Genomic DNA, 23,215 nt, shown 5'->3' on the forward strand with positions numbered 1-23,215 from the left:
ACTCCGGCTGCTATTCCCAGCGAGCGCAATACGCCCGTTAAAAGGAGGCGCAATTCTATAGACGCCCCAGATGGGTGTCAACCCAATAAAAAAAGCCCCCGCTAAGCGGGGGCTTTCTCAAAACCTCGAAGCTAACTCAAAAAAGAGCTTACTCGATGATTTTAGCTACAACGCCAGCACCAACGGTACGGCCGCCTTCACGGATAGCGAAGCGCAGACCGTCTTCCATTGCGATGGTTTTGATCAGGGTGACAACCATTTTGATGTTGTCGCCTGGCATTACCATTTCAACGCCTTCCGGCAGTTCGCAGTTACCAGTCACGTCAGTAGTACGGAAGTAGAACTGTGGACGGTAGCCTTTGAAGAACGGAGTGTGACGACCGCCTTCTTCTTTGCTCAGCACGTACACTTCAGCTTCGAACTTGGTGTGCGGCTTAACCGAACCCGGCTTAACCAGAACCTGGCCACGCTCAACGTCGTCACGCTTGGTACCACGCAGCAGAACGCCGCAGTTCTCGCCAGCACGACCTTCGTCGAGCAGCTTACGGAACATTTCAACACCGGTGCAGGTGGTGACGGTAGTGTCACGCAGACCAACGATTTCCAGTGGATCTTGAACCTTAACGATACCGCGCTCGATACGACCGGTAACAACAGTACCACGACCGGAGATCGAGAATACGTCTTCGATTGGCATCAGGAACGGCTTGTCGATAACACGAACTGGATCTGGGATGTAGCTGTCCAGAGTCTCAACCAGTTTACGAACGGACGTGGTGCCCATTTCGTTATCGTCTTTGCCTTCCAGAGCCATACGAGCAGAACCGATGATGATCGGAGTGTCGTCGCCTGGGAAGTCGTAAGTGCTCAGCAGATCGCGCACTTCCATCTCAACCAGTTCCAGCAGCTCAGCGTCGTCTACCAGGTCAGCCTTGTTCAGGTAAACCACGATGTACGGAACGCCAACCTGGCGGGACAGCAGGATGTGCTCACGGGTTTGTGGCATCGGACCATCAGCGGCCGAGCAAACCAGAATCGCGCCGTCCATTTGGGCAGCACCGGTGATCATGTTCTTCACATAGTCAGCGTGACCTGGGCAGTCAACGTGAGCGTAGTGACGGATCAGCGAGTTGTATTCAACGTGAGCGGTGTTGATGGTGATACCACGAGCTTTTTCTTCTGGTGCGCTGTCGATTTTATCGAAATCAACGATTGCAGAACCGAAAATTTCGGAGCAAACGCGAGTCAGAGCAGCAGTCAGAGTGGTTTTACCGTGGTCAACGTGACCGATAGTGCCAACGTTGACGTGCGGTAGGGAACGATCAAATTTTTCTTTAGCCACGACAATTAACTCCTTGCCTAAAGGACTGAATCAGCCTTGTTTTTTGGATACAGTTTCAGCGATGTGCGCCGGAGCTGTGTTGTATTTTTTGAATTCCATAGAGTAGCTTGCGCGACCCTGGGACATGGAGCGAACGTCGGTCGCATAACCGAACATCTCACCCAACGGAACCTCGGCGCGAATCACTTTGCCGGAAACCGTGTCTTCCATACCCAAGATCATGCCGCGACGACGGTTAAGGTCGCCCATGACATCACCCATATAGTCTTCAGGTGTAACAACTTCTACCGCCATGATTGGCTCAAGCAACTCACCACCGCCCTTCTGGGCCAGTTGCTTGGTTGCCATGGAAGCAGCCACCTTGAACGCCATCTCGTTGGAGTCGACGTCGTGGTAAGAACCGTCAAAAACGGTTGCTTTCAGGCCGATCAGCGGATAGCCGGCAACAACACCGTTCTTCATCTGCTCTTCGATACCCTTCTGGATAGCAGGGATGTATTCCTTAGGAACAACACCACCCACTACTTCGTTCACGAATTGCAAACCTTCCTGACCTTCATCAGCAGGAGCAAAACGGATCCAGCAGTGACCGAACTGACCACGACCGCCGGACTGACGAACGAACTTGCCTTCGATTTCACAGTTCTTCGTGATGCGCTCACGATAGGAAACCTGAGGCTTACCGATGTTGGCTTCGACGTTGAACTCACGGCGCATCCGGTCAACCAGGATGTCCAGGTGCAACTCGCCCATGCCGGAGATGATCGTTTGACCAGTCTCTTCATCAGTCTTGACGCGGAAAGATGGATCTTCCTGAGCAAGTTTGCCCAGAGCAATACCCATTTTTTCCTGGTCATCCTTGGTCTTAGGCTCTACGGCAACCGAAATAACCGGTTCCGGGAAGTCCATGCGAACCAGGATGATTGGCTTGTCAGCGTTGCACAAAGTTTCACCAGTGGTGACGTCCTTCATGCCGATCAAGGCCGCGATGTCACCAGCGCGCACTTCCTTGATCTCTTCACGGGCGTTTGCGTGCATTTGCACCATACGACCCACACGCTCTTTCTTGCCCTTGACCGAGTTGATCACGCCGTCGCCGGAGTTCAACACGCCCGAGTAAACGCGGACGAAGGTCAGGGTACCCACGAATGGGTCGGTAGCGATCTTGAACGCCAGAGCCGAGAACGGCTCGCTGTCGTCTGCATGACGCTCCAGCTCGATAGTCTCGTCATCCGGGTCAGTACCCTTGATGGCAGGAATATCAACCGGCGCAGGCAGGTAGTCGATCACGGCGTCGAGAACCAGGGGAACACCCTTGTTCTTGAAGGAAGAACCGCAAACAGCCAAGACGATCTCACCAGCGATAGTACGCTGACGCAGAGCGGCCTTGATTTCCGCGTTGGTGAGTTCTTCACCTTCGAGGTACTTGTTCATCAGCTCTTCGTTGGCTTCGGCTGCAGCCTCAACCATGTTATTGCGCCACTCGTCAGCCAATTCCTGCATGTCTGCTGGGATAGCTTCGCGACGAGGAACCATACCTTTGTCAGCATCGTTCCAGTAAACAGCTTCCATGGCCAGCAGATCGATCTGCCCCTGGAAGTTGTCTTCGGAACCGATAGCCAACTGGATTGGCACTGGGGTGTGACCCAGACGCTGCTTGATCTGACCGATCACGCGCAGGAAGTTCGCACCAGCACGGTCCATCTTGTTTACGTAAACAAGACGTGGAACGCCGTATTTGTTGGCTTGACGCCATACGGTTTCCGACTGAGGCTCAACACCCGAGGTGCCGCAGAACACAACGACAGCGCCGTCGAGTACGCGCAGGGAACGCTCAACTTCAATGGTGAAGTCTACGTGGCCCGGGGTATCGATTACGTTGAAGCGGTGCTCATCTTTGTACTGCTTCTCGGAACCTTTCCAGAAGGCGGTAATAGCAGCAGAAGTAATGGTAATACCACGCTCCTGCTCCTGAACCATCCAGTCTGTGGTCGCGGCGCCGTCATGCACCTCGCCCATCTTGTGACTTTTGCCGGTGTAAAAAAGGACGCGCTCGGTGGTGGTGGTTTTACCAGCATCCACGTGAGCGACGATACCGATGTTACGGTAGCGACTAATCGGAGTAGTACGAGCCATAAAGCCCTCGCAAAATTAGTGAAGCTAGAATTAGAAGCGGTAGTGCGAGAAAGCTTTGTTAGCTTCAGCCATACGGTGCACGTCTTCACGCTTCTTAACAGCAGCACCTTTACCTTCAGCAGCGTCCAACAGTTCGCCAGCCAAACGCAGAGCCATAGACTTCTCGCCACGCTTACGGGCGAAGTCTACCAACCAGCGCATTGCCAGGGCGTTACGACGGGACGGACGAACTTCGACCGGAACCTGGTAAGTAGCACCGCCTACACGGCGCGACTTCACTTCGACCAGCGGAGCGATGGCGTCGAGAGCTTTCTCGAAGATTTCCAGGGGGTCGCTGTTCTTGCGTTCTTTAACCTTTTCCAGCGCGCCATAAACGATACGCTCGGCAACGGCTTTTTTGCCGCTTTCCATCACGTGGTTCATGAACTTGGCCAGAATTTGGCTTCCGTATTTTGGATCGTCAAGCACTTCGCGCTTGGCTGCTACGCGTCTTCTTGGCATGGATAAGCCCTCAAACGGTCTTCAGGTTCGCTCGGAATCGGTGCCCTTTCGGGACGCCTCCGACCTTACTCTTATCGACTCAGAAAATAAGATGATTCAGTTTTACAAAAAGCCGCTACTACTTAGGCTTCTTGGTACCGTACTTCGAACGACCCTGGTTACGACCTTTAACGCCGGAAGTATCCAAGGAGCCGCGTACGGTGTGGTAACGAACACCTGGCAAGTCTTTTACACGACCGCCGCGGATCAGCACCACGCTGTGCTCTTGCAGGTTGTGGCCTTCACCGCCGATGTACGAGGAAACCTCGAAACCGTTGGTCAGACGCACACGGCATACTTTACGCAGTGCCGAGTTAGGTTTTTTCGGCGTAGTGGTATACACGCGAGTGCATACGCCACGACGTTGCGGGCAGTTCTGCAGCGCAGGCACGTCGGATTTCTCGACGATACGCTTACGCGGCTGACGTACCAGCTGGTTGATAGTTGCCATCTACTAGCTCCACTGTTGTCTTGCGACGCTATTGTCTTGCAAGAAAAGCAAAATGGCAGGAACGAATTCCCGCCAAATTTAGGGGTACAAGAGTCTAAAGAGGATCTTGTCCCCAGTCAAGGCAAGGCCCCGACCTCCCCTCTCAACGAACCGGGGCAAAACTGCCTCGATCCGACGAATGGGGGCTGCCAGGGCCCAGACTTATTTATCGCAGAACTCAGTTACCGCTTGAGTTCAGCGCTTCGGTCAGTGCAGCTTCCACTTCACTGGCGCTTACGCGCAACGGCTTGTCAGCTTCACGGCGGCGCTTGCGCTCGCTGTGGTAAGCCAAACCGGTACCGGCTGGGATCAGACGACCCACAACCACGTTTTCTTTCAGGCCGCGCAGGTAATCGCGCTTGCCGGTTACCGCTGCTTCGGTCAGTACACGAGTGGTCTCCTGGAAGGAGGCCGCCGAGATGAACGATTCAGTGGACAACGACGCCTTGGTGATACCCAGCAGTACACGAGTAAATTTGGAAACAAATTTCTCGTCGGCTGCCAGACGCTCGTTCTCTACCAGTACGTGAGTCAGTTCCATCTGGTCGCCCTTGATGAAAGTAGAATCGCCGGATTCAGCGATTTCAACTTTACGCAGCATCTGACGCAGGATGGTCTCGATGTGCTTATCGTTGATCTTCACGCCTTGCAGGCGGTAAACGTCCTGGATCTCGTTAACGATGTACTTGGCCAGCGCACTCACACCCAGCAGACGCAGGATGTCGTGTGGATCGCTAGGACCGTCGGAGATAACTTCGCCGCGGTTTACCTGTTCGCCTTCGAACACGTTCAGGTGACGCCACTTCGGAATCAGCTCTTCATACAGATCGCTACCGTCGTTCGGGGTAATGACCAGGCGGCGCTTGCCCTTGGTCTCTTTACCGAACGCGATGGTGCCGCTGACTTCAGCCAGAATCGACGCTTCTTTCGGACGACGAGCTTCGAACAAGTCGGCAACACGCGGCAGACCACCGGTGATGTCACGGGTCTTCGAAGTCTCTTGCGGGATACGCGCGATAACGTCGCCGATCGCGATCTTCGCACCATCCGCTACACCGACCAGGGCGTTGGCTGGCAGGAAGTACTGAGCGATTACGTCAGTGCCTGGCAGCAACAGATCCTTGCCGTTGTCATCGACCATCTTCACGGCAGGACGGATGTCTTTACCGGCAGCTGGACGATCTTTCGCGTCGAGTACTTCAATGTTGGTCATACCGGTCAATTCGTCAGTCTGACGCTTGATCGTGATGCCTTCTTCCATGCCCACGTAGGTCACGGTACCTTTCATTTCGGTAACGATTGGGTGAGTGTGCGGGTCCCACTTAGCCACGATTGCGCCAGCGTCGACCTTGTCACCTTCTTTAACCGAAATCACAGCACCATACGGCAGCTTGTAACGCTCACGCTCACGACCGTAGTCATCAGCGATTGCCAGCTCACCGGAACGGGACACAGCAACCAGGCAACCGTCCACTCGCTCAACGTGTTTCAGGTTGTGCAGGCGGACGGTACCGCCGTTCTTCACCTGAACGCTGTCGGCTGCGGAGGTCCGGCTTGCCGCACCACCGATGTGGAATGTACGCATGGTCAGCTGGGTACCCGGCTCACCGATGGACTGGGCAGCGATAACGCCGACCGCTTCACCGATGTTCACCTGGTGACCACGAGCCAAGTCACGGCCATAGCACTTGGCGCAAATGCCGAAGCGGGTTTCGCAGCTGATCGGCGAGCGAACGATCACTTCGTCGATGCTGTTGAGTTCGATGAACTCGACCCACTTCTCGTCAACCAGGGTGCCGGCAGGAACGATAATTTCCTCGGTACCTGGTTTGAATACGTCACGGGCAATAACACGACCCAATACGCGCTCACCCAGCGGCTCTACAACGTCACCGCCTTCAATGTGCGGTGTCATCAGCAGACCGTGTTCGGTGCCGCAATCGATCTCGGTTACAACCAGATCTTGTGCCACGTCTACCAGACGACGAGTCAGGTAACCGGAGTTCGCGGTTTTCAACGCGGTATCCGCCAGACCTTTACGAGCACCGTGAGTGGAGATGAAGTACTGAAGTACGCTCAAACCTTCACGGAAGTTCGCAGTAATTGGCGTTTCGATGATGGAGCCGTCCGGCTTGGCCATCAGGCCACGCATACCGGCGAGCTGACGGATCTGCGCAGCAGAACCCCGTGCGCCCGAGTCAGCCATCATGTACATCGAGTTGAACGACTCTTGATCGACTTCCACGCCATGACGGTCGATAACCTTCTCTTTCGAGAGGTTAGACATCATCGCCTTCGACACTTCGTCGTTGGCCTTGGACCAAAGGTCGATCACTTTGTTGTACTTCTCGCCCTGGGTTACCAGGCCGGAGGCGTACTGGCTTTCGATCTCTTTCACTTCATCAGTAGCAGCACTGATGATGCGGGCTTTTTCATCCGGGATAACGAAGTCGTTAACACCGATGGAAACGCCGGAAATAGTCGAATAAGCAAAACCGGTGTACATCAACTGGTCAGCGAAAATCACGGTCTCTTTCAGACCAACCACGCGGTAGCACTGGTTGATCAGCTTGGAGATCGCCTTTTTCTTCATCGGCAGGTTGACGACGTCGTAAGACAGACCTTTTGGCACAACCTGATACAACAGCGCACGGCCGACAGTGGTGTCGACGATACGGACATTGCTCACGCTGCCGCCGTCACGGTCGTTCACGGTTTCGTGAATCCGCACTTTGACCTTGGCGTGCAGTGCGGCTTCGCCGGCACGGAACACACGGTCAACTTCCTGCAGGTCAGCGAATACACGACCTTCGCCCTTGGCGTTGATCGCTTCACGGGTCATGTAGTACAGACCCAATACAACGTCCTGCGAAGGAACGATGATTGGCTCACCGTTGGCTGGCGACAGGATGTTGTTGGTCGACATCATCAACGCACGCGCTTCCAACTGGGCTTCCAGTGTCAGCGGTACGTGCACGGCCATTTGGTCGCCGTCGAAGTCGGCGTTGTACGCAGCACAGACCAGCGGGTGCAGCTGGATAGCCTTACCTTCGATCAGTACCGGTTCAAACGCCTGGATACCCAGACGGTGAAGGGTCGGTGCACGGTTGAGGAGAACCGGGTGTTCGCGAATCACTTCAGCGAGAACGTCCCAAACCTCTGGCAGTTCGCGCTCGACCATTTTCTTGGCCGCTTTGATGGTGGTCGCGAGACCGCGCATTTCCAGCTTGCCGAAGATGAACGGCTTGAACAGCTCGAGAGCCATCTTCTTAGGCAGACCGCACTGGTGCAGACGCAGGGTCGGGCCTACGGTAATTACCGAACGACCGGAGTAGTCAACACGCTTACCGAGCAAGTTCTGACGGAAACGACCTTGCTTACCCTTGATCATGTCAGCCAAGGATTTCAGAGGACGCTTGTTCGAACCAGTGATAGCGCGGCCACGACGACCGTTGTCGAGCAGGGCATCGACGGCTTCTTGCAACATACGCTTTTCGTTGCGCACGATGATGTCCGGAGCGGACAGATCGAGCAGGCGCTTCAAGCGGTTGTTACGGTTGATCACGCGGCGGTACAGGTCGTTGAGGTCGGACGTCGCGAAACGACCACCGTCCAACGGTACCAGCGGACGCAGGTCTGGCGGCAGAACCGGCAGAACGGTCAGCACCATCCACTCTGGCAAGTTGCCGGAACCCTGGAAGGCCTCCATCAACTTCAGACGTTTGGACAGCTTCTTGATCTTGGTTTCGGAGTTGGTTTGCGGAATTTCTTCACGCAGACGGCCAATCTCGTGCTCCAGGTCGATAGCGTGCAGCAGTTCGCGGACAGCTTCGGCACCCATGCGGGCATCGAAATCGTCGCCAAACTCTTCCAGCGCTTCGAAGTACTGCTCGTCGTTCAGCAGCTGACCTTTTTCAAGGGTGGTCATGCCTGGATCGATAACGACATAGCTCTCGAAGTAGAGAACGCGTTCGATATCACGCAGGGTCATGTCCATCAGCAAGCCGATACGGGACGGCAGCGATTTCAGGAACCAGATGTGGGCAACCGGCGAAGCCAGTTCGATGTGCGCCATGCGCTCACGACGAACCTTGGCCAGTGCGACTTCAACGCCGCACTTCTCGCAGATCACACCACGGTGCTTCAAGCGCTTGTACTTACCGCACAGGCACTCGTAATCCTTTACCGGGCCAAAGATCTTGGCGCAGAACAGGCCGTCACGCTCAGGTTTGAACGTACGGTAGTTGATGGTTTCCGGCTTTTTAACTTCACCGAACGACCACGAACGGATCATCTCAGGCGATGCCAGTCCAATACGGATGGCGTCGAACTCTTCGACTTGACCCTGGTTTTTCAGCAAATTCAGTAGGTCTTTCAAGGCCTTTCCTCCTGGCGGAGCAGAGAGCGGGCTAAATAGCCCCGCTCTCGATTCGCGTCACGTGTTATTCGGTTTCCAGATCGATATCGATGCCGAGGGAACGAATTTCTTTGATCAACACGTTGAAGGACTCGGGCATGCCCGGCTCCATACGGTGATCGCCGTCCACGATGTTTTTGTACATCTTGGTCCGACCGTTCACATCGTCCGACTTCACTGTGAGCATTTCTTGCAGAGTGTAAGCAGCACCGTATGCTTCCAGTGCCCAGACCTCCATCTCCCCGAAACGCTGACCACCGAACTGAGCCTTACCACCCAGCGGCTGCTGGGTAACCAGGCTGTACGAACCGGTAGAACGAGCGTGCATCTTGTCGTCTACCAAGTGGTTCAGCTTCAGCATGTACATGTAGCCAACAGTAACCGGGCGCTCGAACTTGTTGCCGGTACGGCCGTCGAACAGCTGCATCTGGCCGCTTTCTGGCAGGTCTGCCAGTTTTAGCATGGCCTTGATTTCGCTTTCCTTGGCACCGTCGAACACCGGGGTAGCCATTGGAACCCCGCCGCGCAGGTTCTTCGCCAGATCCAGGATTTCCTGGTCGGTGAAGGTATCCAGCTCTTCTTTGCGGCCGCCGATCTCGTTGTAGATCTCGTGCAGGAACTTGCGCAGGTCAGCAACCTTGCGCTGCTCTTCGATCATACGGTTGATCTTCTCGCCCAGACCTTTGGCCGCGAGGCCCAGGTGGGTTTCAAGGATCTGACCAACGTTCATACGCGAAGGTACGCCCAACGGGTTGAGGACGACGTCGACCGGGGTGCCATTGGCATCGTGCGGCATGTCTTCAACCGGCATGATCACGGAGACCACACCCTTGTTACCGTGACGACCGGCCATCTTGTCGCCCGGTTGGATGCGGCGACGGATTGCCAGGTAAACCTTGACGATTTTCAGCACGCCTGGAGCAAGGTCATCGCCCTGCTGCAGTTTGCGCTTCTTGTCTTCGAACTTGTCGTCCAGCAGACGGCGACGATCAACGATGTAGGCCTGGGCCTTCTCGAGCTGCTCGTTCAGAGCGTCTTCAGCCATGCGCAGTTTGAACCACTGGCCGTGCTCAAGACCGTCGAGTACTTCGTCGGTGATGTCCTGACCTTTCTTCAGGCCCGCGCCGCCTTCAGCCTTGCGGCCTACCAGGGCGGAACGCAGACGTTCGAAGGTCGCGCCTTCAACGATACGGAACTCTTCGTTCAGGTCCTTGCGGATCTCGTCGAGCTGGATCTTCTCGATGGACAGAGCACGAGCATCGCGCTCAACGCCGTCGCGGGTGAAGACCTGTACGTCGATGACAGTACCCTTGGTACCGGTAGGTACACGCAGGGAGGTGTCTTTAACGTCGCTGGCTTTTTCACCGAAGATGGCACGCAGCAGCTTCTCTTCCGGAGTCAGTTGGGTCTCGCCTTTCGGAGTGACCTTACCAACCAGGATGTCGCCTGCGCCAACTTCAGCACCTACGTAAACGATACCGGCTTCGTCCAGCTTGTTCAGTGCAGCTTCACCCACGTTCGGGATGTCTGCAGTGATTTCCTCAGGCCCAAGCTTGGTGTCACGCGCCACGCAGGTCAGTTCCTGGATGTGGATCGTGGTGAAACGGTCTTCTTGAACAACACGCTCGGACAAGCAGATGGAGTCTTCGAAGTTGTAACCGTTCCAGGCCATGAACGCGATGCGCATGTTCTGGCCCAGAGCCAGCTCACCCATATCGGTGGAAGGGCCGTCGGCCATAATGTCGCTACGCTGAACACGATCACCCTTACGCACCAGCGGACGCTGGTTAATGCAGGTGTTCTGGTTCGAGCGGGTGTATTTGGTCAGGTTGTAGATGTCGACACCGGCTTCACCAGTTTCAACTTCGTCATCGGCAACACGAACCACGATACGGCTGGCATCAACGGAGTCGATCACGCCGCCACGACGGGCCACGACGCAAACGCCGGAGTCACGGGCTACGTTACGCTCCATGCCGGTACCTACCAGCGGCTTATCAGCGCGCAGGGTCGGTACAGCTTGACGCTGCATGTTGGAACCCATCAACGCACGGTTGGCGTCATCGTGTTCCAGGAACGGGATCAGCGACGCTGCAACCGAAACTACCTGCTTCGGCGAAACGTCCATCAAGGTGACGTCTTCCGGCGCCTTGACGGTGAATTCGTTCAAGTGACGAACAGCTACCAGCTCGTCGATCAGCATTTTCTTGTCGTTCATCGTGGCCGAAGCCTGGGCGATCACGTGATCAGCTTCTTCGATGGCGGACAGGAACACGATCTCGTCGGTGACCAGAGCGTCTTTCACCACACGGTACGGGCTCTCAAGGAAGCCGTACTGGTTGGTGCGCGCATAGGCAGCCAGGGAGTTGATCAGACCGATGTTCGGACCTTCCGGCGTTTCGATCGGGCAAACACGACCGTAGTGCGTCGGGTGTACGTCACGGACTTCAAAGCCAGCACGTTCACGGGTCAGACCGCCCGGGCCCAGTGCGGATACACGGCGCTTGTGGGTGATCTCGGAGAGCGGGTTGTTCTGGTCCATGAACTGCGAGAGCTGGCTGGAACCGAAGAACTCTTTCACCGCTGCAGCCACTGGCTTGGCGTTGATCAAGTCTTGCGGCATCAGGCCTTCACTTTCAGCCATCGACAGACGCTCTTTGACCGCACGCTCAACACGTACCAGGCCAACGCGGAACTGGTTCTCGGCCATTTCGCCTACGCAGCGAACACGACGGTTACCCAGGTGGTCGATGTCATCGACGATGCCTTTGCCGTTACGGATGTCGACCAGAGTCTTCAGGACCGCAACGATGTCTTCCTTGCACAGCACGCCTGAACCTTCGATCTCGGTACGACCGATACGACGGTTGAACTTCATCCGGCCGACCGCAGACAGGTCATAGCGCTCAGGGCTGAAGAACAGGTTGTTGAACAGGGTTTCGGCAGCGTCTTTGGTAGGTGGCTCGCCAGGACGCATCATGCGATAGATCTCGACCAGCGCTTCCAATTGGTTGCTGGTGGAGTCGATCTTCAGGGTGTCGGAGACGAACGGACCGCAGTCGATATCGTTGGTGTACAAGGTTTCGATGCGAACAACCTGAGCCTTGGCGATTTTTGCCAGGATTTCGGTGTTCAGCTCGGTGTTGCACTCAGCCAGGATTTCGCCTGTGGCCGGGTGAACGATGACCTTGGCGGTCGTGCGACCCAGGACGTAGTCCAGAGGCACGTCCAGCGACTTGAGACCGGCCTTTTCGATCTGGTTGATGTGGCGCGCAGTGATACGGCGGCCAGCTTCAACGATGACCTTGCCATTTTCGTCCTGGATATCCAGGACAGCAATTTCACCACGCAGACGCGAAGCAATCAGTTCCAGGCTGAGGGTTTCATCCTTCAGGCTGAAGACGTTGGTGGTGTAGAAAGCGTCCAGCACTTGCTCAGTGGTATAGCCGAGCGCGCGCAGCAGCACGGAGGCCGGCAGCTTGCGACGACGGTCGATACGCACGAACACGCAGTCTTTCGGGTCGAACTCGAAGTCCAACCACGAACCGCGGTACGGAATGATCCGCGCGGAGTACAGGAGCTTGCCGGAGCTGTGCGTCTTGCCGCGGTCGTGGTCGAAGAACACGCCCGGGGAACGGTGCAGCTGGGAAACGATAACACGCTCGGTACCGTTGATAACGAAGGTACCGTTTTCAGTCATCAGTGGGATTTCGCCCATGTAGACTTCTTGCTCTTTGATGTCCTTGATCGCTTTGTTCGACGATTCTTTGTCGAAAATGATCAGACGGACTTTTACCCGCAAAGGTACGGCGTACGTAACACCGCGCAACACGCATTCTTTGACATCAAATGCCGGTTCGCCCAGGCGATAACCGACGTACTCCAGCGCAGCATTGCCGGAGTAGCTGATGATCGGGAAAACGGATTTGAAGGCCGCATGCAGGCCCACGTCGCGGAACTGATCTTTGGTCGCTCCCGCCTGCAAGAATTCACGATACGAATCCAGCTGGATAGCCAGAAGGTACGGGACATCCATGACGTCCGGCAACTTGCTAAAGTCCTTGCGGATACGTTTTTTCTCAGTATATGAGTAAGCCATCAGCGTTCCCCAGCTTGGTCACCTGCTTGTTTGGCCCTCCCGACGGGAGCAGCCAGAAAATCTTGCAAACCCCTTGGTTTGCACCACCGCATCGGGTGGCTACAGCGCGTTAATGGCGGCGACCGAGTCGACAGCCAAGAACGGAAAAAGGCCGGTGGCATGAGCCACCAGCCATCAGCCTTCAGCTTAACGCTTGGGCTGGAGACGCAAGGTCGATGCTTACTTCAGCTCGACTTTAGCGCCTGCTTCTTCCAGAGTAGCTTTGGCTTTGTCAGCGGCGTCTTTCGACACAGCTTCCAGAACAACGCCAGGAGCGCCGTCAACTACAGCCTTGGCTTCTTTCAGGCCCAGACCGGTCAGTTCACGAACGGCCTTGATCACGTTTACTTTCTTCTCGCCAGCTTCCAGCAGCATGACGTTGAATTCGGTTTGCTCTTCAACAACGGCAGCAGCAGCAGCTGGACCGGCGGAAGCAGCGGCAGCGGAAACGCCGAATTTTTCTTCGAAAGCTTTGATCAGCTCAACAACCTGCAGAACCGACATCTCAGCTACGGCGTTGAGGATATCTTCTTGGGAGATAGACATTACTGTATTTCCTGAATTGGGGGACGGCCTACGCGGCCATCGAAATAAACAAAAATACGCGAGAGAAAATGCTCAGCCTTAGGCTGCGGCAGCTTCTTTTTGCTCGCGAACTGCAGCCAGAGTACGAGCCAGCTTGCTGGTAGCGCCTTGAATCACGCTCATCAGCTGAGAAATAGCTTCGTTACGGGTCGGCAGTGTTGCCAGTACGTCGATTTGGTTAGCTGCGAGGAACTTGCCCTCGAACGCAGCTGCCTTGATCTCGAACTTATCCTGACTCTTGGCAAATTCCTTGAACAAACGGGCAGCAGCGCCTGGATGATCTGTGGAAAACGCGATCAGAGTCGGGCCGGTGAACACGTCGTTGAGGACACTGTATTCAGTGTCAGCAACAGCGCGCTTGAGCAGGGTGTTACGTACAACACGTACGTATACGCCAGCTTCACGAGCCTCTTTACGGAGTCCGGTCATAGCGCTTACTGTCACACCACGGGCATCAGCCACGACAGCGGACAGAGCAGCTTTGGCAGCCTCGTTGACTTCAGCGACGATGGCCTTCTTGTCTTCGAGATTAATTGCCACGGGTTAAACTCCTGCTTGTTACCGTTTCATCTGGCCGAAGCCGGATGTCGTTTTGGTGTCTGATTCGGTAAGGAACCGGGAGCACCATCTGCGTAGGCTTGAGGTTTAAGACTTGCGCCGCCTACGGTCTTGGATAGCCCCCGCCAGGCAGGGACCCCAATTTTTTCAATTGACGCGATCGCTCACGCCAACGTGTGTCTTATACGTCCAGCGAACCTTGGTCGATGACCAGACCTGGGCCCATAGTGGTGCTCAGGGTAACGCGCTTGACGTAGATGCCTTTCGAAGAAGCTGGCTTGATACGCTTCAGATCAGCGATCAGGGCTTCAACGTTTTCCTTCAGCTTGACGGCATCGAAGCCGACTTTGCCAACGGAAGTGTGAATGATGCCGTTTTTGTCAGTGCGATAACGAACCTGACCAGCCTTGGCGTTTTTAACCGCGGTAGCTACGTCTGGGGTTACGGTGCCGACTTTCGGGTTAGGCATCAGACCACGTGGACCAAGGATCTGACCCAACTGACCTACAACGCGCATTGCATCCGGGGAAGCAATAACGACGTCATAGTTCAGGTCGCCGCCTTTCATTTCGGCAGCCAGGTCGTCCATGCCAACGCGATCGGCGCCAGCGGCCAGAGCAGCTTCAGCTGCTGGACCTTGGGTGAAGACAGCAACACGTACAGTCTTGCCAGTACCGTGTGGCAGCACAGTAGCGCTACGAACGACCTGGTCGGATTTACGTGGGTCAACACCCAGGTTTACAGCAATGTCAACAGACTCGCTGAACTTGACAGTCGACAGCTCGGTCAGCAGTGCAGCAGCGTCTACAAAGTTGTAGGCCTTGCCTGCTTCGATTTTGCCGGCGATAGCCTTTTGGCGTTTGGTCAGCTTAGCCATTACACACCCTCCACGTTAAGGCCCATGCTACGAGCAGAACCGGCGATGGTACGCACGGCTGCATCCATATCAGCTGCAGTCAGATCCGCGTTTTTGGTTTTCGCGATTTCTTCCAGCTGAGCACGAGTCACGGTGCCAACCTTAACGGTGTTAGGACGAGCGGAACCGCTAGTCAGGCCAGCAGCTTTCTTCAACAGAACCGAAGCCGGGGTCGACTTGGTTTCGAAGGTGAAGCTACGGTCGCTGTATACAGTGATGATCACTGGAGTCGGCAGACCTGGCTCAATACCCTGTGTACGGGCGTTGAAGGCCTTGCAGAATTCCATGATGTTCACGCCGTGCTGACCCAGAGCTGGACCGACGGGTGGGCTAGGGTTGGCCTGAGCGGCCTTCACTTGCAGCTTGATGTAAGCGGTAATCTTCTTGGCCATGAGGCACTCCAATTACGGGTTCGAACGCCTCAAAAGGCTCCCCGGTTACTTGCGCGTTTATCCCAGTGACGACAAAACCCCACAGCCTAGGCTGCGGGGTTGGGATGCTTGCTCAGCTAGACCTTCTCGACCTGACTGAACTCCAACTCTACCGGAGTAGAGCGTCCGAAAATGAGCACCGCCACTTGGATCCGGCTCTTTTCGTAGTTAACTTCTTCGACGGTGCCGTTGAAATCAGCAAACGGACCATCGGTAACACGAACAACCTCACCCGGCTCGAACAACGTCTTCGGCTTGGGCTTGTCGCTACCATCAGCAACACGACGCAGAATCGCTTCTGCTTCTTTGTCGGTGATCGGAGCAGGCTTATCGGCAGTACCACCAATGAAACCCATGACACGAGGCGTATCCTTGACTAAGTGCCAAGTACCTTCATTCATGTCCATCTGAACCAGCACGTAGCCCGGGAAGAACTTGCGTTCACTCTTGCGCTTCTGACCATTCCGCATTTCAACCACTTCTTCAGTGGGAACCAGAATTTCGCCGAAGCCATCTTCCATGCCTGCCAGCTTTACGCGCTCTAGCAAAGAGCGCATAACATGCTTCTCGTAACCCGAGTAAGCATGCACAACGTACCAACGCTTAGCCACGGGACACCCTTAGCCAACAATCAAGGAAACAAGCCAGCCGAGCAGGGAATCAAGCCCCCACAACAGCAACGCCATAACCAGAACAACAGCCACAACAATCAACGTGGTCTGCGTGGTTTCTTGGCGAGTCGGCCAAACGACTTTACGAATTTCGGTGCGAGCTTCCTTTACCAAGACCGCGAAAGACTTGCCTTTGGCAGTCTGCAGGCCTACAAAGGCAGCTACAGCAGCGAGGGCGAGCAAAGCGAGTACACGGTACAGGATCGGCGAAGCAGAATAGTACTGATTGCCAACAACGCCTACGACCACCAATGCGACTACTGCAAGCCACTTGACCAGATCGAAACGAGAGCTTTGAGCTTCAGCCTTAGGAGTCATCTATGAAGATCCTGTGAAAAGAAAGCCAGATACACCACGTGAATCTGGCAGGTCAGGAGGGAATCGAACCCCCAACCTACGGTTTTGGAGACCGTCGCTCTGCCAATTGAGCTACTGACCTAAAACAAAATCAGGCCGACCATTATGCAGGCCTGAAAAAGACTTTACAACAGCAAACCCCAAGAGACTTGATACCACCTGACATAAACGCCAGCTACAACAGAATCAAGCCGAGATAGCCGTTAAAACAAAGGCAGATATTTTCATATCTGCCTTGTTATATGGAGCTCTTGAGCGGATTTGAACCGCTGACCTCACCCTTACCAAGGGTGTGCTCTACCAACTGAGCTACAAGAGCAAAACACGCCGCACAACCTGCAAACTTGGAGCGGGTAGCGGGAATCGAACCCGCATCATCAGCTTGGAAGGCTGAGGTTCTACCACTAAACTATACCCGCGGAGCTTGCAGCTCACGCTAAAAATGGTGGAGGGGGAAGGATTCGAACCTTCGAAGTCGTAGACGTCAGATTTACAGTCTGATCCCTTTGGCCGCTCGGGAACCCCTCCTAAGCGAGCCGGCATTCTACATCACGCCGACCTTCTGTCAAGCATTTTCTCATTAAAAATATGAGGTTAGCTGCGTTGACGTTCGCTTCACGCTGTAGACCTTAAAGGTCTTCACTGCGAAGCGGGCGCCATTCTATGCAAACTATTCGAGAGTTGCAATGCCTTCGCACAGCATTATTTTATGTTTTAACTCATTGAATTCTTTAGCAAGGTTTTCAAACGGCAGATCCTCAGCCAGGCGTCGGCTTTCAGGGGCCACACGAAGCCAGTAACCGGATGCCTCAGGCGTGCTCAACAGTTGAACCTTGACCTTTATATCCAGGCTTGTAAGACGCTGCTCAACAGACTGTGCCTGACGCTGGTCGGCAAAGCCGCCGATGTATAAGCAGGTATTCTGCGCGTCAGGCGCTTTTGCTCGGTCGCGCCGAGACACCGAATCCGAGGATTCACTCAGCAGCCGAATATCCTGCTGAGGGCCACGATAAAGACTCAGGGGCGTGACATCCTTGGCGCGCAACGGAGCCTCTTGCTGATGCCAAACGTAATAGAAGGCATTAAGAACGAGTAAAAGTAAAAACAGCCAACGCATAAACACCTCAGGACAAAGGACACGCCATTGCCAGACCAACGAAAACCAGGTCCGGAACCAACCGCGCCTGCGGTACGGCATCCGTGACCAGATCAGCATCCCCACCCGTGAGGAATACGGTGAAATCATCACCCCAGTAGCTTCGGGCCAACTCAAGCTGGGTCAACACGAACCCCCTGAGCATCAGCGTACAGCCTCGCTCGACAGCCTCTGCGGTCGTGCGCCCAGGGGAAAGCCGCTCCAGGGCACGCTCAGCAGCCGCGTCGTCGTAGCGTATCTTGCGGGTGTGCGTTCGCAACTGGTTGCGCATCAACGGCATGCCGGGGCAAATGAAGCCTCCCAGGTGCTCGCCATTCCCCGCGATGAAATCTGCCGTGGCCGCAGTACCAAAATCCAGCACCAGGCACGCGCCCGGCGCCAGCTTGAAGCCTCCCAGCATCGCCAACCAGCGATCAAGACCAAGACGCTCGAAGTCTTCGTAGCCATTGCGCACTCCGGCCATCTCACGCGAGGATACAGCACAGGATACGACAACACCGAAAGCGCCTTGCAGCACCTCGACGAGCTTATTGGTTTCTTCCAAAGCCCGAACGCTCACCAAGCGGCAACGCGTCAACGACAGCCCAGGTAGCGCTGCCAGGCTTTCAATCAATGCGAAATCCGAACCTACAACACCTTCGGCGGATGCTTTCGCCTGATCCGATTCAAGTACGCGCCATTTGATAAAGCTATTCCCACAGTCGAGCTCAAGAATCATCACGCAACCTCAGGCTTAACTCACCACCGCTAAATATTTTTTCAACACCATCCACGCTCAAACGCAACGCACCCTGGCGGTCGACACCCAGGACCACCCCGTCAATACGATTGACTCCAGCAATGAGGGACACCGCCCTGTCCTGCCATAGGTGATTCTGCTCCCACTCTTCCTGAAGCGCCGCAAAGCCAGAGGCTGTATGTCGCTGCAGGTAGTTTTGCAACTGCAGACCCAGCTGCGCCACAAGTAGATTACGATCCACAGGAAGGCCCGTTTCCAGCTGCACCGACGTCCACTGCTGATCAACTGCAGTGGCTTTCTGCATATTCACGTTAATGCCGATCCCGAGAACAACGTGACAGATATCAGCAGGATCGCCCACCAACTCCAACAGGATTCCGGAAATTTTTTTCTGCCCCACCAGGACGTCGTTTGGCCATTTCAAGGCAGCCCCTTGCACCCCCGACTCACGCAGGGCCTGCATAACCGCAAGCCCCACAACCAGGCTCAGCCCCTCTAGCTGCCGCAGGCCGCCCTCGATGCGCAGCACGAGGCTGTAATACACATTCTGGGCGAACGGACTGACCCACTTGCGCCCGCGCCGGCCTCTTCCTGCGGTTTGTTGCTCCGCGAGCACTAGAAATGGCGCCGCGCACCCCGCATCGACAAGGCGCAAGGCCTCAGCATTGGTGGAGTCAATAGAATCAGAGATGTGGACGGGCCATGCCAATGAAGGCGCCTTCAGCGCAATATCTTCAGCATTCAAGAACACCAGCGGCGATGCCAACTGATACCCCCTGCCACGCACTTTGTGGATGGGCAAGTTTAACTCAGCCTCAAGATGCTGAAGCTGCTTCCATACAGCACTGCGACTGACGCCCAGGGCGGCGCCAAGTGCTTCCCCGGAGTGGAATCGGCCATCTTTCAGAAGTTTTAACAACGTCAGCATGCAAGTATCGCCTCACAATGAGGCACGCATGATAGCCATGCGCAGGGTCATTGCATAGAAAGGCCGGACCTTAGCACTGAAGACTATCGCGATGAGCCTCTTCGCACTTTCCGAGCGCGCAAAACAAAACCCCTGTCTGCGTAAGCAAACAGGGGTTCTGGAATTTAATCTTGACGATGACCTACTCTCACATGGGGAAACCCCACACTACCATCGGCGATGCATCGTTTCACTGCTGAGTTCGGGATGGGATCAGGTGGTTCCAATGCTCTATGGTCGTCAAGAAATTCGGGTACTGAGTCGTGGCCAGCTGGCCTCGCTTCAGCAAATTGGGTATGTGATAGCTTTCGGTGTTTTGTGAGATTCGAACTTTCGGTTCGTTTCGTCTTCACACACCGCAATCTGATGCTCTTTCGAGTAGTCAAATTGCTTGGGTGTTATATGGTCAAGCCTCACGGGCAATTAGTATTGGTTAGCTCAACGCCTCACAGCGCTTACACACCCAACCTATCAACGTCGTAGTCTTCGACGGCCCTTCAGGGGACTCAAGGTCCCAGTGAGATCTCATCTTGAGGCTAGTTTCCCGCTTAGATGCTTTCAGCGGTTATCTATTCCGAACATAGCTACCCGGCAATGCCACTGGCGTGACAACCGGAACACCAGAGGTTCGTCCACTCCGGTCCTCTCGTACTAGGAGCAGCCCCTCTCAAATCTCAAACGTCCACGGCAGATAGGGACCGAACTGTCTCACGACGTTCTAAACCCAGCTCGCGTACCACTTTAAATGGCGAACAGCCATACCCTTGGGACCGGCTTCAGCCCCAGGATGTGATGAGCCGACATCGAGGTGCCAAACACCGCCGTCGATATGAACTCTTGGGCGGTATCAGCCTGTTATCCCCGGAGTACCTTTTATCCGTTGAGCGATGGCCCTTCCATACAGAACCACCGGATCACTAAGACCTACTTTCGTACCTGCTCGACGTGTCTGTCTCGCAGTCAAGCGCGCTTTTGCCTTTATACTCTACGACCGATTTCCGACCGGTCTGAGCGCACCTTCGTACTCCTCCGTTACTCTTTAGGAGGAGACCGCCCCAGTCAAACTACCCACCATACACTGTCCTCGATCCGGATAACGGACCTGAGTTAGAACCTCAAAGTTGCCAGGGTGGTATTTCAAGGTTGGCTCCACGCGAACTAGCGTCCACGCTTCAAAGCCTCCCACCTATCCTACACAAGCAAATTCAAAGTCCAGTGCAAAGCTATAGTAAAGGTTCACGGGGTCTTTCCGTCTAGCCGCGGATACACTGCATCTTCACAGCGATTTCAATTTCACTGAGTCTCGGGTGGAGACAGCGCCGCCATCGTTACGCCATTCGTGCAGGTCGGAACTTACCCGACAAGGAATTTCGCTACCTTAGGACCGTTATAGTTACGGCCGCCGTTTACCGGGGCTTCGATCAAGAGCTTCGCGTTAGCTAACCCCATCAATTAACCTTCCGGCACCGGGCAGGCGTCACACCCTATACGTCCACTTTCGTGTTTGCAGAGTGCTGTGTTTTTAATAAACAGTCGCAGCGGCCTGGTATCTTCGACCGGCATGAGCTTACGGAGCAAGTCCTTCACCCTCACCGGCGCACCTTCTCCCGAAGTTACGGTGCCATTTTGCCTAGTTCCTTCACCCGAGTTCTCTCAAGCGCCTTGGTATTCTCTACCCAACCACCTGTGTCGGTTTGGGGTACGGTTCCTGGTTACCTGAAGCTTAGAAGCTTTTCTTGGAAGCATGGCATCAACCACTTCGTTAACTAAAAGTTAACTCGTCATCAGCTCTCGGCCTTAGAATCCCGGATTTACCTAAGATTCCAGCCTACCACCTTAAACTTGGACAACCAACGCCAAGCTGGCCTAGCCTTCTCCGTCCCTCCATCGCAATAACCAGAAGTACAGGAATATTAACCTGTTTTCCATCGACTACGCTTTTCAGCCTCGCCTTAGGGACCGACTAACCCTGCGTCGATTAACGTTGCGCAGGAAACCTTGGTCTTTCGGCGTGGGTGTTTTTCACACCCATTATCGTTACTCATGTCAGCATTCGCACTTCTGATACCTCCAGCAAGCTTCTCAACTCACCTTCACAGGCTTACAGAACGCTCCTCTACCGCATCACCTAAGTGATACCCGTAGCTTCGGTGTATGGTTTGAGCCCCGTTACATCTTCCGCGCAGGCCGACTCGACTAGTGAGCTATTACGCTTTCTTTAAAGGGTGGCTGCTTCTAAGCCAACCTCCTAGCTGTCTAAGCCTTCCCACATCGTTTCCCACTTAACCATAACTTTGGGACCTTAGCTGACGGTCTGGGTTGTTTCCCTTTTCACGACGGACGTTAGCACCCGCCGTGTGTCTCCCATGCTCGGCACTTGTAGGTATTCGGAGTTTGCATCGGTTTGGTAAGTCGGGATGACCCCCTAGCCGAAACAGTGCTCTACCCCCTACAGTGATACATGAGGCGCTACCTAAATAGCTTTCGAGGAGAACCAGCTATCTCCGAGCTTGATTAGCCTTTCACTCCGATCCACAGGTCATCCGCTAACTTTTCAACGGTAGTCGGTTCGGTCCTCCAGTTAGTGTTACCCAACCTTCAACCTGCCCATGGATAGATCGCCCGGTTTCGGGTCTATTCCCAGCGACTAGACGCCCTATTAAGACTCGCTTTCGCTACGCCTCCCCTATTCGGTTAAGCTCGCCACTGAAAATAAGTCGCTGACCCATTATACAAAAGGTACGCAGTCACCTAACAAAGTAGGCTCCCACTGCTTGTACGCATACGGTTTCAGGATCTATTTCACTCCCCTCTCCGGGGTTCTTTTCGCCTTTCCCTCACGGTACTAGTTCACTATCGGTCAGTCAGTAGTATTTAGCCTTGGAGGATGGTCCCCCCATATTCAGACAAAGTTTCTCGTGCTCCGTCCTACTCGATTTCATGACTAAGAGATTTTCGCGTACAGGGCTATCACCCACTATGGCCGCACTTTCCAGAGCGTTCCGCTAATCTCAAAGCCACTTAAGGGCTAGTCCCCGTTCGCTCGCCACTACTAAGGGAATCTCGGTTGATTTCTTTTCCTCAGGGTACTTAGATGTTTCAGTTCCCCTGGTTCGCCCCTTACACCTATGTATTCAGTGTAAGGTAACCATCTTATGATGGCTGGGTTCCCCCATTCAGACATCTCCGGATCAAAGTCTGTTTGCCGACTCCCCGAAGCTTTTCGCAGGCTACCACGTCTTTCATCGCCTCTGACTGCCAAGGCATCCACCGTATGCGCTTCTTCACTTGACCATATAACCCCAAGCAATCTGGTTATACTGTGAAGACGACATTCGCCGAAAATTCGATAATACTCAATTAAGAGCAACTCACAAATTTTACCTTAGCCTGATCCGTTACCAGTGAAAGTAACGTTCAGTCTATCTTTCTATCACATACCCAAATTTTTAAAGAACGATCTAATCAAAGACTAGAAATCAACATTCACCATCATCACGATGGAATGCTCATTTCTAAGCTCTCAAACTTCAGAAGCAGTAGTGGTGGAGCCAAACGGGATCGAACCGTTGACCTCCTGCGTGCAAGGCAGGCGCTCTCCCAGCTGAGCTATGGCCCCGTATTTCTACAGGTTCCCACACAAAATTGGTGGGTCTGGGCAGATTCGAACTGCCGACCTCACCCTTATCAGGGGTGCGCTCTAACCAACTGAGCTACAGACCCAATTTCGGGCTGCTTCTTATCGTCTTCTTCAATGAATCAAGCAATTCGT

15 protein-coding genes, 6 tRNA genes and 2 rRNA genes are annotated in these 23,215 nt (G+C 54.5%); all 23 read right to left on the reverse strand.

Annotated elements, in window-relative coordinates:
• Positions 1–148: 148 nt before the first annotated feature.
• Complete coding sequence (tuf, locus tag P3S72_RS27295) at positions 149–1,342, reverse strand: elongation factor Tu (RefSeq protein WP_247396021.1); 1,194 nt, start codon at positions 1,340–1,342, stop codon at positions 149–151.
• Positions 1,343–1,372: 30 nt separating this feature from the next.
• Positions 1,373–3,478: an elongation factor G gene (gene fusA / locus P3S72_RS27300; RefSeq protein ID WP_247396020.1), complete on the reverse strand. Its 2,106-nt coding sequence runs from the start codon at positions 3,476–3,478 to the stop codon at positions 1,373–1,375.
• Positions 3,479–3,508: 30 nt separating this feature from the next.
• Positions 3,509–3,979, reverse strand: coding sequence for a 30S ribosomal protein S7 (gene rpsG, locus P3S72_RS27305; protein WP_002555493.1), 471 nt, complete (start codon positions 3,977–3,979; stop codon positions 3,509–3,511).
• A 118-nt stretch (positions 3,980–4,097) separates the two neighbouring features.
• Positions 4,098–4,469 (reverse strand): 30S ribosomal protein S12, encoded by a 372-nt coding sequence (gene rpsL, locus P3S72_RS27310; protein WP_002555494.1) that lies wholly within the window; start codon positions 4,467–4,469, stop codon positions 4,098–4,100.
• A gap of 217 nt (positions 4,470–4,686) precedes the next feature.
• Positions 4,687–8,886 carry a DNA-directed RNA polymerase subunit beta' gene (rpoC, locus tag P3S72_RS27315; RefSeq protein WP_247396019.1) on the reverse strand — a complete coding sequence of 1,400 codons (4,200 nt, stop codon included), beginning with the start codon at positions 8,884–8,886 and terminating at the stop codon, positions 4,687–4,689.
• Between the two features lie 64 nt (positions 8,887–8,950).
• Positions 8,951–13,024 carry a DNA-directed RNA polymerase subunit beta gene (rpoB, locus tag P3S72_RS27320; protein ID WP_247396018.1) on the reverse strand — a complete coding sequence of 1,358 codons (4,074 nt, stop codon included), beginning with the start codon at positions 13,022–13,024 and terminating at the stop codon, positions 8,951–8,953.
• A 219-nt stretch (positions 13,025–13,243) separates the two neighbouring features.
• Entirely contained in the window at positions 13,244–13,609 is a 366-nt protein-coding gene (gene rplL / locus P3S72_RS27325) for a 50S ribosomal protein L7/L12 (protein WP_276195109.1), read from the reverse strand.
• A gap of 78 nt (positions 13,610–13,687) precedes the next feature.
• Positions 13,688–14,188, reverse strand: coding sequence for a 50S ribosomal protein L10 (gene rplJ, locus P3S72_RS27330; RefSeq protein WP_276195110.1), 501 nt, complete (start codon positions 14,186–14,188; stop codon positions 13,688–13,690).
• Positions 14,189–14,387: 199 nt separating this feature from the next.
• Complete coding sequence (gene rplA, locus P3S72_RS27335; protein ID WP_150642949.1) at positions 14,388–15,083, reverse strand: 50S ribosomal protein L1; 696 nt, start codon at positions 15,081–15,083, stop codon at positions 14,388–14,390.
• Positions 15,083–15,514: a 50S ribosomal protein L11 gene (gene rplK / locus P3S72_RS27340; protein WP_003210097.1), complete on the reverse strand. Its 432-nt coding sequence runs from the start codon at positions 15,512–15,514 to the stop codon at positions 15,083–15,085. The genes rplA and rplK overlap by 1 nt, the downstream gene beginning before the upstream one ends.
• Positions 15,515–15,630: 116 nt before the next feature.
• The gene (gene nusG, locus P3S72_RS27345) at positions 15,631–16,164 is read right to left on the reverse strand and encodes a transcription termination/antitermination protein NusG (protein ID WP_003176436.1); all 534 of its coding nucleotides are present in this window, start codon (positions 16,162–16,164) and stop codon (positions 15,631–15,633) included.
• Positions 16,165–16,173: 9 nt separating this feature from the next.
• Entirely contained in the window at positions 16,174–16,542 is a 369-nt protein-coding gene (secE, locus tag P3S72_RS27350; protein ID WP_003194658.1) for a preprotein translocase subunit SecE, read from the reverse strand.
• Between the two features lie 45 nt (positions 16,543–16,587).
• Positions 16,588–16,663: transfer RNA gene (locus tag P3S72_RS27355), tRNA-Trp, on the reverse strand.
• Positions 16,664–16,824: 161 nt separating this feature from the next.
• Positions 16,825–16,900, reverse strand: a tRNA-Thr gene (locus P3S72_RS27360).
• 26 nt (positions 16,901–16,926) lie between these two features.
• Positions 16,927–17,000, reverse strand: a tRNA-Gly gene (locus tag P3S72_RS27365).
• Between the two features lie 24 nt (positions 17,001–17,024).
• A tRNA-Tyr gene (locus P3S72_RS27370) sits at positions 17,025–17,109 on the reverse strand.
• Positions 17,110–17,251: 142 nt separating this feature from the next.
• A complete protein-coding gene (locus P3S72_RS27375) occupies positions 17,252–17,698 on the reverse strand; it encodes a hypothetical protein (RefSeq protein ID WP_247396014.1) in 447 nt (148 codons plus the stop codon).
• 7 nt (positions 17,699–17,705) lie between these two features.
• A complete protein-coding gene (locus tag P3S72_RS27380; RefSeq protein WP_276195111.1) occupies positions 17,706–18,455 on the reverse strand; it encodes a pantothenate kinase in 750 nt (249 codons plus the stop codon).
• Positions 18,445–19,404 (reverse strand): bifunctional biotin--[acetyl-CoA-carboxylase] ligase/biotin operon repressor BirA, encoded by a 960-nt coding sequence (gene birA / locus P3S72_RS27385; protein ID WP_276195112.1) that lies wholly within the window; start codon positions 19,402–19,404, stop codon positions 18,445–18,447. The genes P3S72_RS27380 and birA overlap by 11 nt, the downstream gene beginning before the upstream one ends.
• A gap of 168 nt (positions 19,405–19,572) precedes the next feature.
• Positions 19,573–19,688 (reverse strand): 5S ribosomal RNA (gene rrf / locus P3S72_RS27390).
• Positions 19,689–19,845: 157 nt separating this feature from the next.
• Positions 19,846–22,737 (reverse strand): 23S ribosomal RNA (locus tag P3S72_RS27395).
• Positions 22,738–22,986: 249 nt separating this feature from the next.
• A tRNA-Ala gene (locus tag P3S72_RS27400) sits at positions 22,987–23,062 on the reverse strand.
• Positions 23,063–23,089: 27 nt separating this feature from the next.
• Positions 23,090–23,166, reverse strand: a tRNA-Ile gene (locus P3S72_RS27405).
• Positions 23,167–23,215: the final 49 nt, after the last annotated feature.

It is taken from the genome of Pseudomonas sp. D3 (assembly GCF_029320995.1).
Classification (GTDB): Bacteria; Pseudomonadota; Gammaproteobacteria; order Pseudomonadales; family Pseudomonadaceae; genus Aquipseudomonas; species Aquipseudomonas paraveronii.

Coding starts and splice junctions, on each gene's coding strand:
- fusA (WP_247396020.1), bottom strand. CDS start 3,478: ATGGCTCGTACTACTCCGATTAGTCGCTACCGTAACATCGGTATCGTC.
- rpsG (WP_002555493.1), bottom strand. CDS start 3,979: ATGCCAAGAAGACGCGTAGCAGCCAAGCGCGAAGTGCTTGACGATCCA.
- rpsL (WP_002555494.1), bottom strand. CDS start 4,469: ATGGCAACTATCAACCAGCTGGTACGTCAGCCGCGTAAGCGTATCGTC.
- rpoB (WP_247396018.1), bottom strand. CDS start 13,024: ATGGCTTACTCATATACTGAGAAAAAACGTATCCGCAAGGACTTTAGC.
- rplL (WP_276195109.1), bottom strand. CDS start 13,609: ATGTCTATCTCCCAAGAAGATATCCTCAACGCCGTAGCTGAGATGTCG.
- rplA (WP_150642949.1), bottom strand. CDS start 15,083: ATGGCTAAGCTGACCAAACGCCAAAAGGCTATCGCCGGCAAAATCGAA.
- rplK (WP_003210097.1), bottom strand. CDS start 15,514: ATGGCCAAGAAGATTACCGCTTACATCAAGCTGCAAGTGAAGGCCGCT.
- secE (WP_003194658.1), bottom strand. CDS start 16,542: ATGACTCCTAAGGCTGAAGCTCAAAGCTCTCGTTTCGATCTGGTCAAG.
- P3S72_RS27375 (WP_247396014.1), bottom strand. CDS start 17,698: ATGCGTTGGCTGTTTTTACTTTTACTCGTTCTTAATGCCTTCTATTAC.
- P3S72_RS27380 (WP_276195111.1), bottom strand. CDS start 18,455: ATGATTCTTGAGCTCGACTGTGGGAATAGCTTTATCAAATGGCGCGTA.
- birA (WP_276195112.1), bottom strand. CDS start 19,404: ATGCTGACGTTGTTAAAACTTCTGAAAGATGGCCGATTCCACTCCGGG.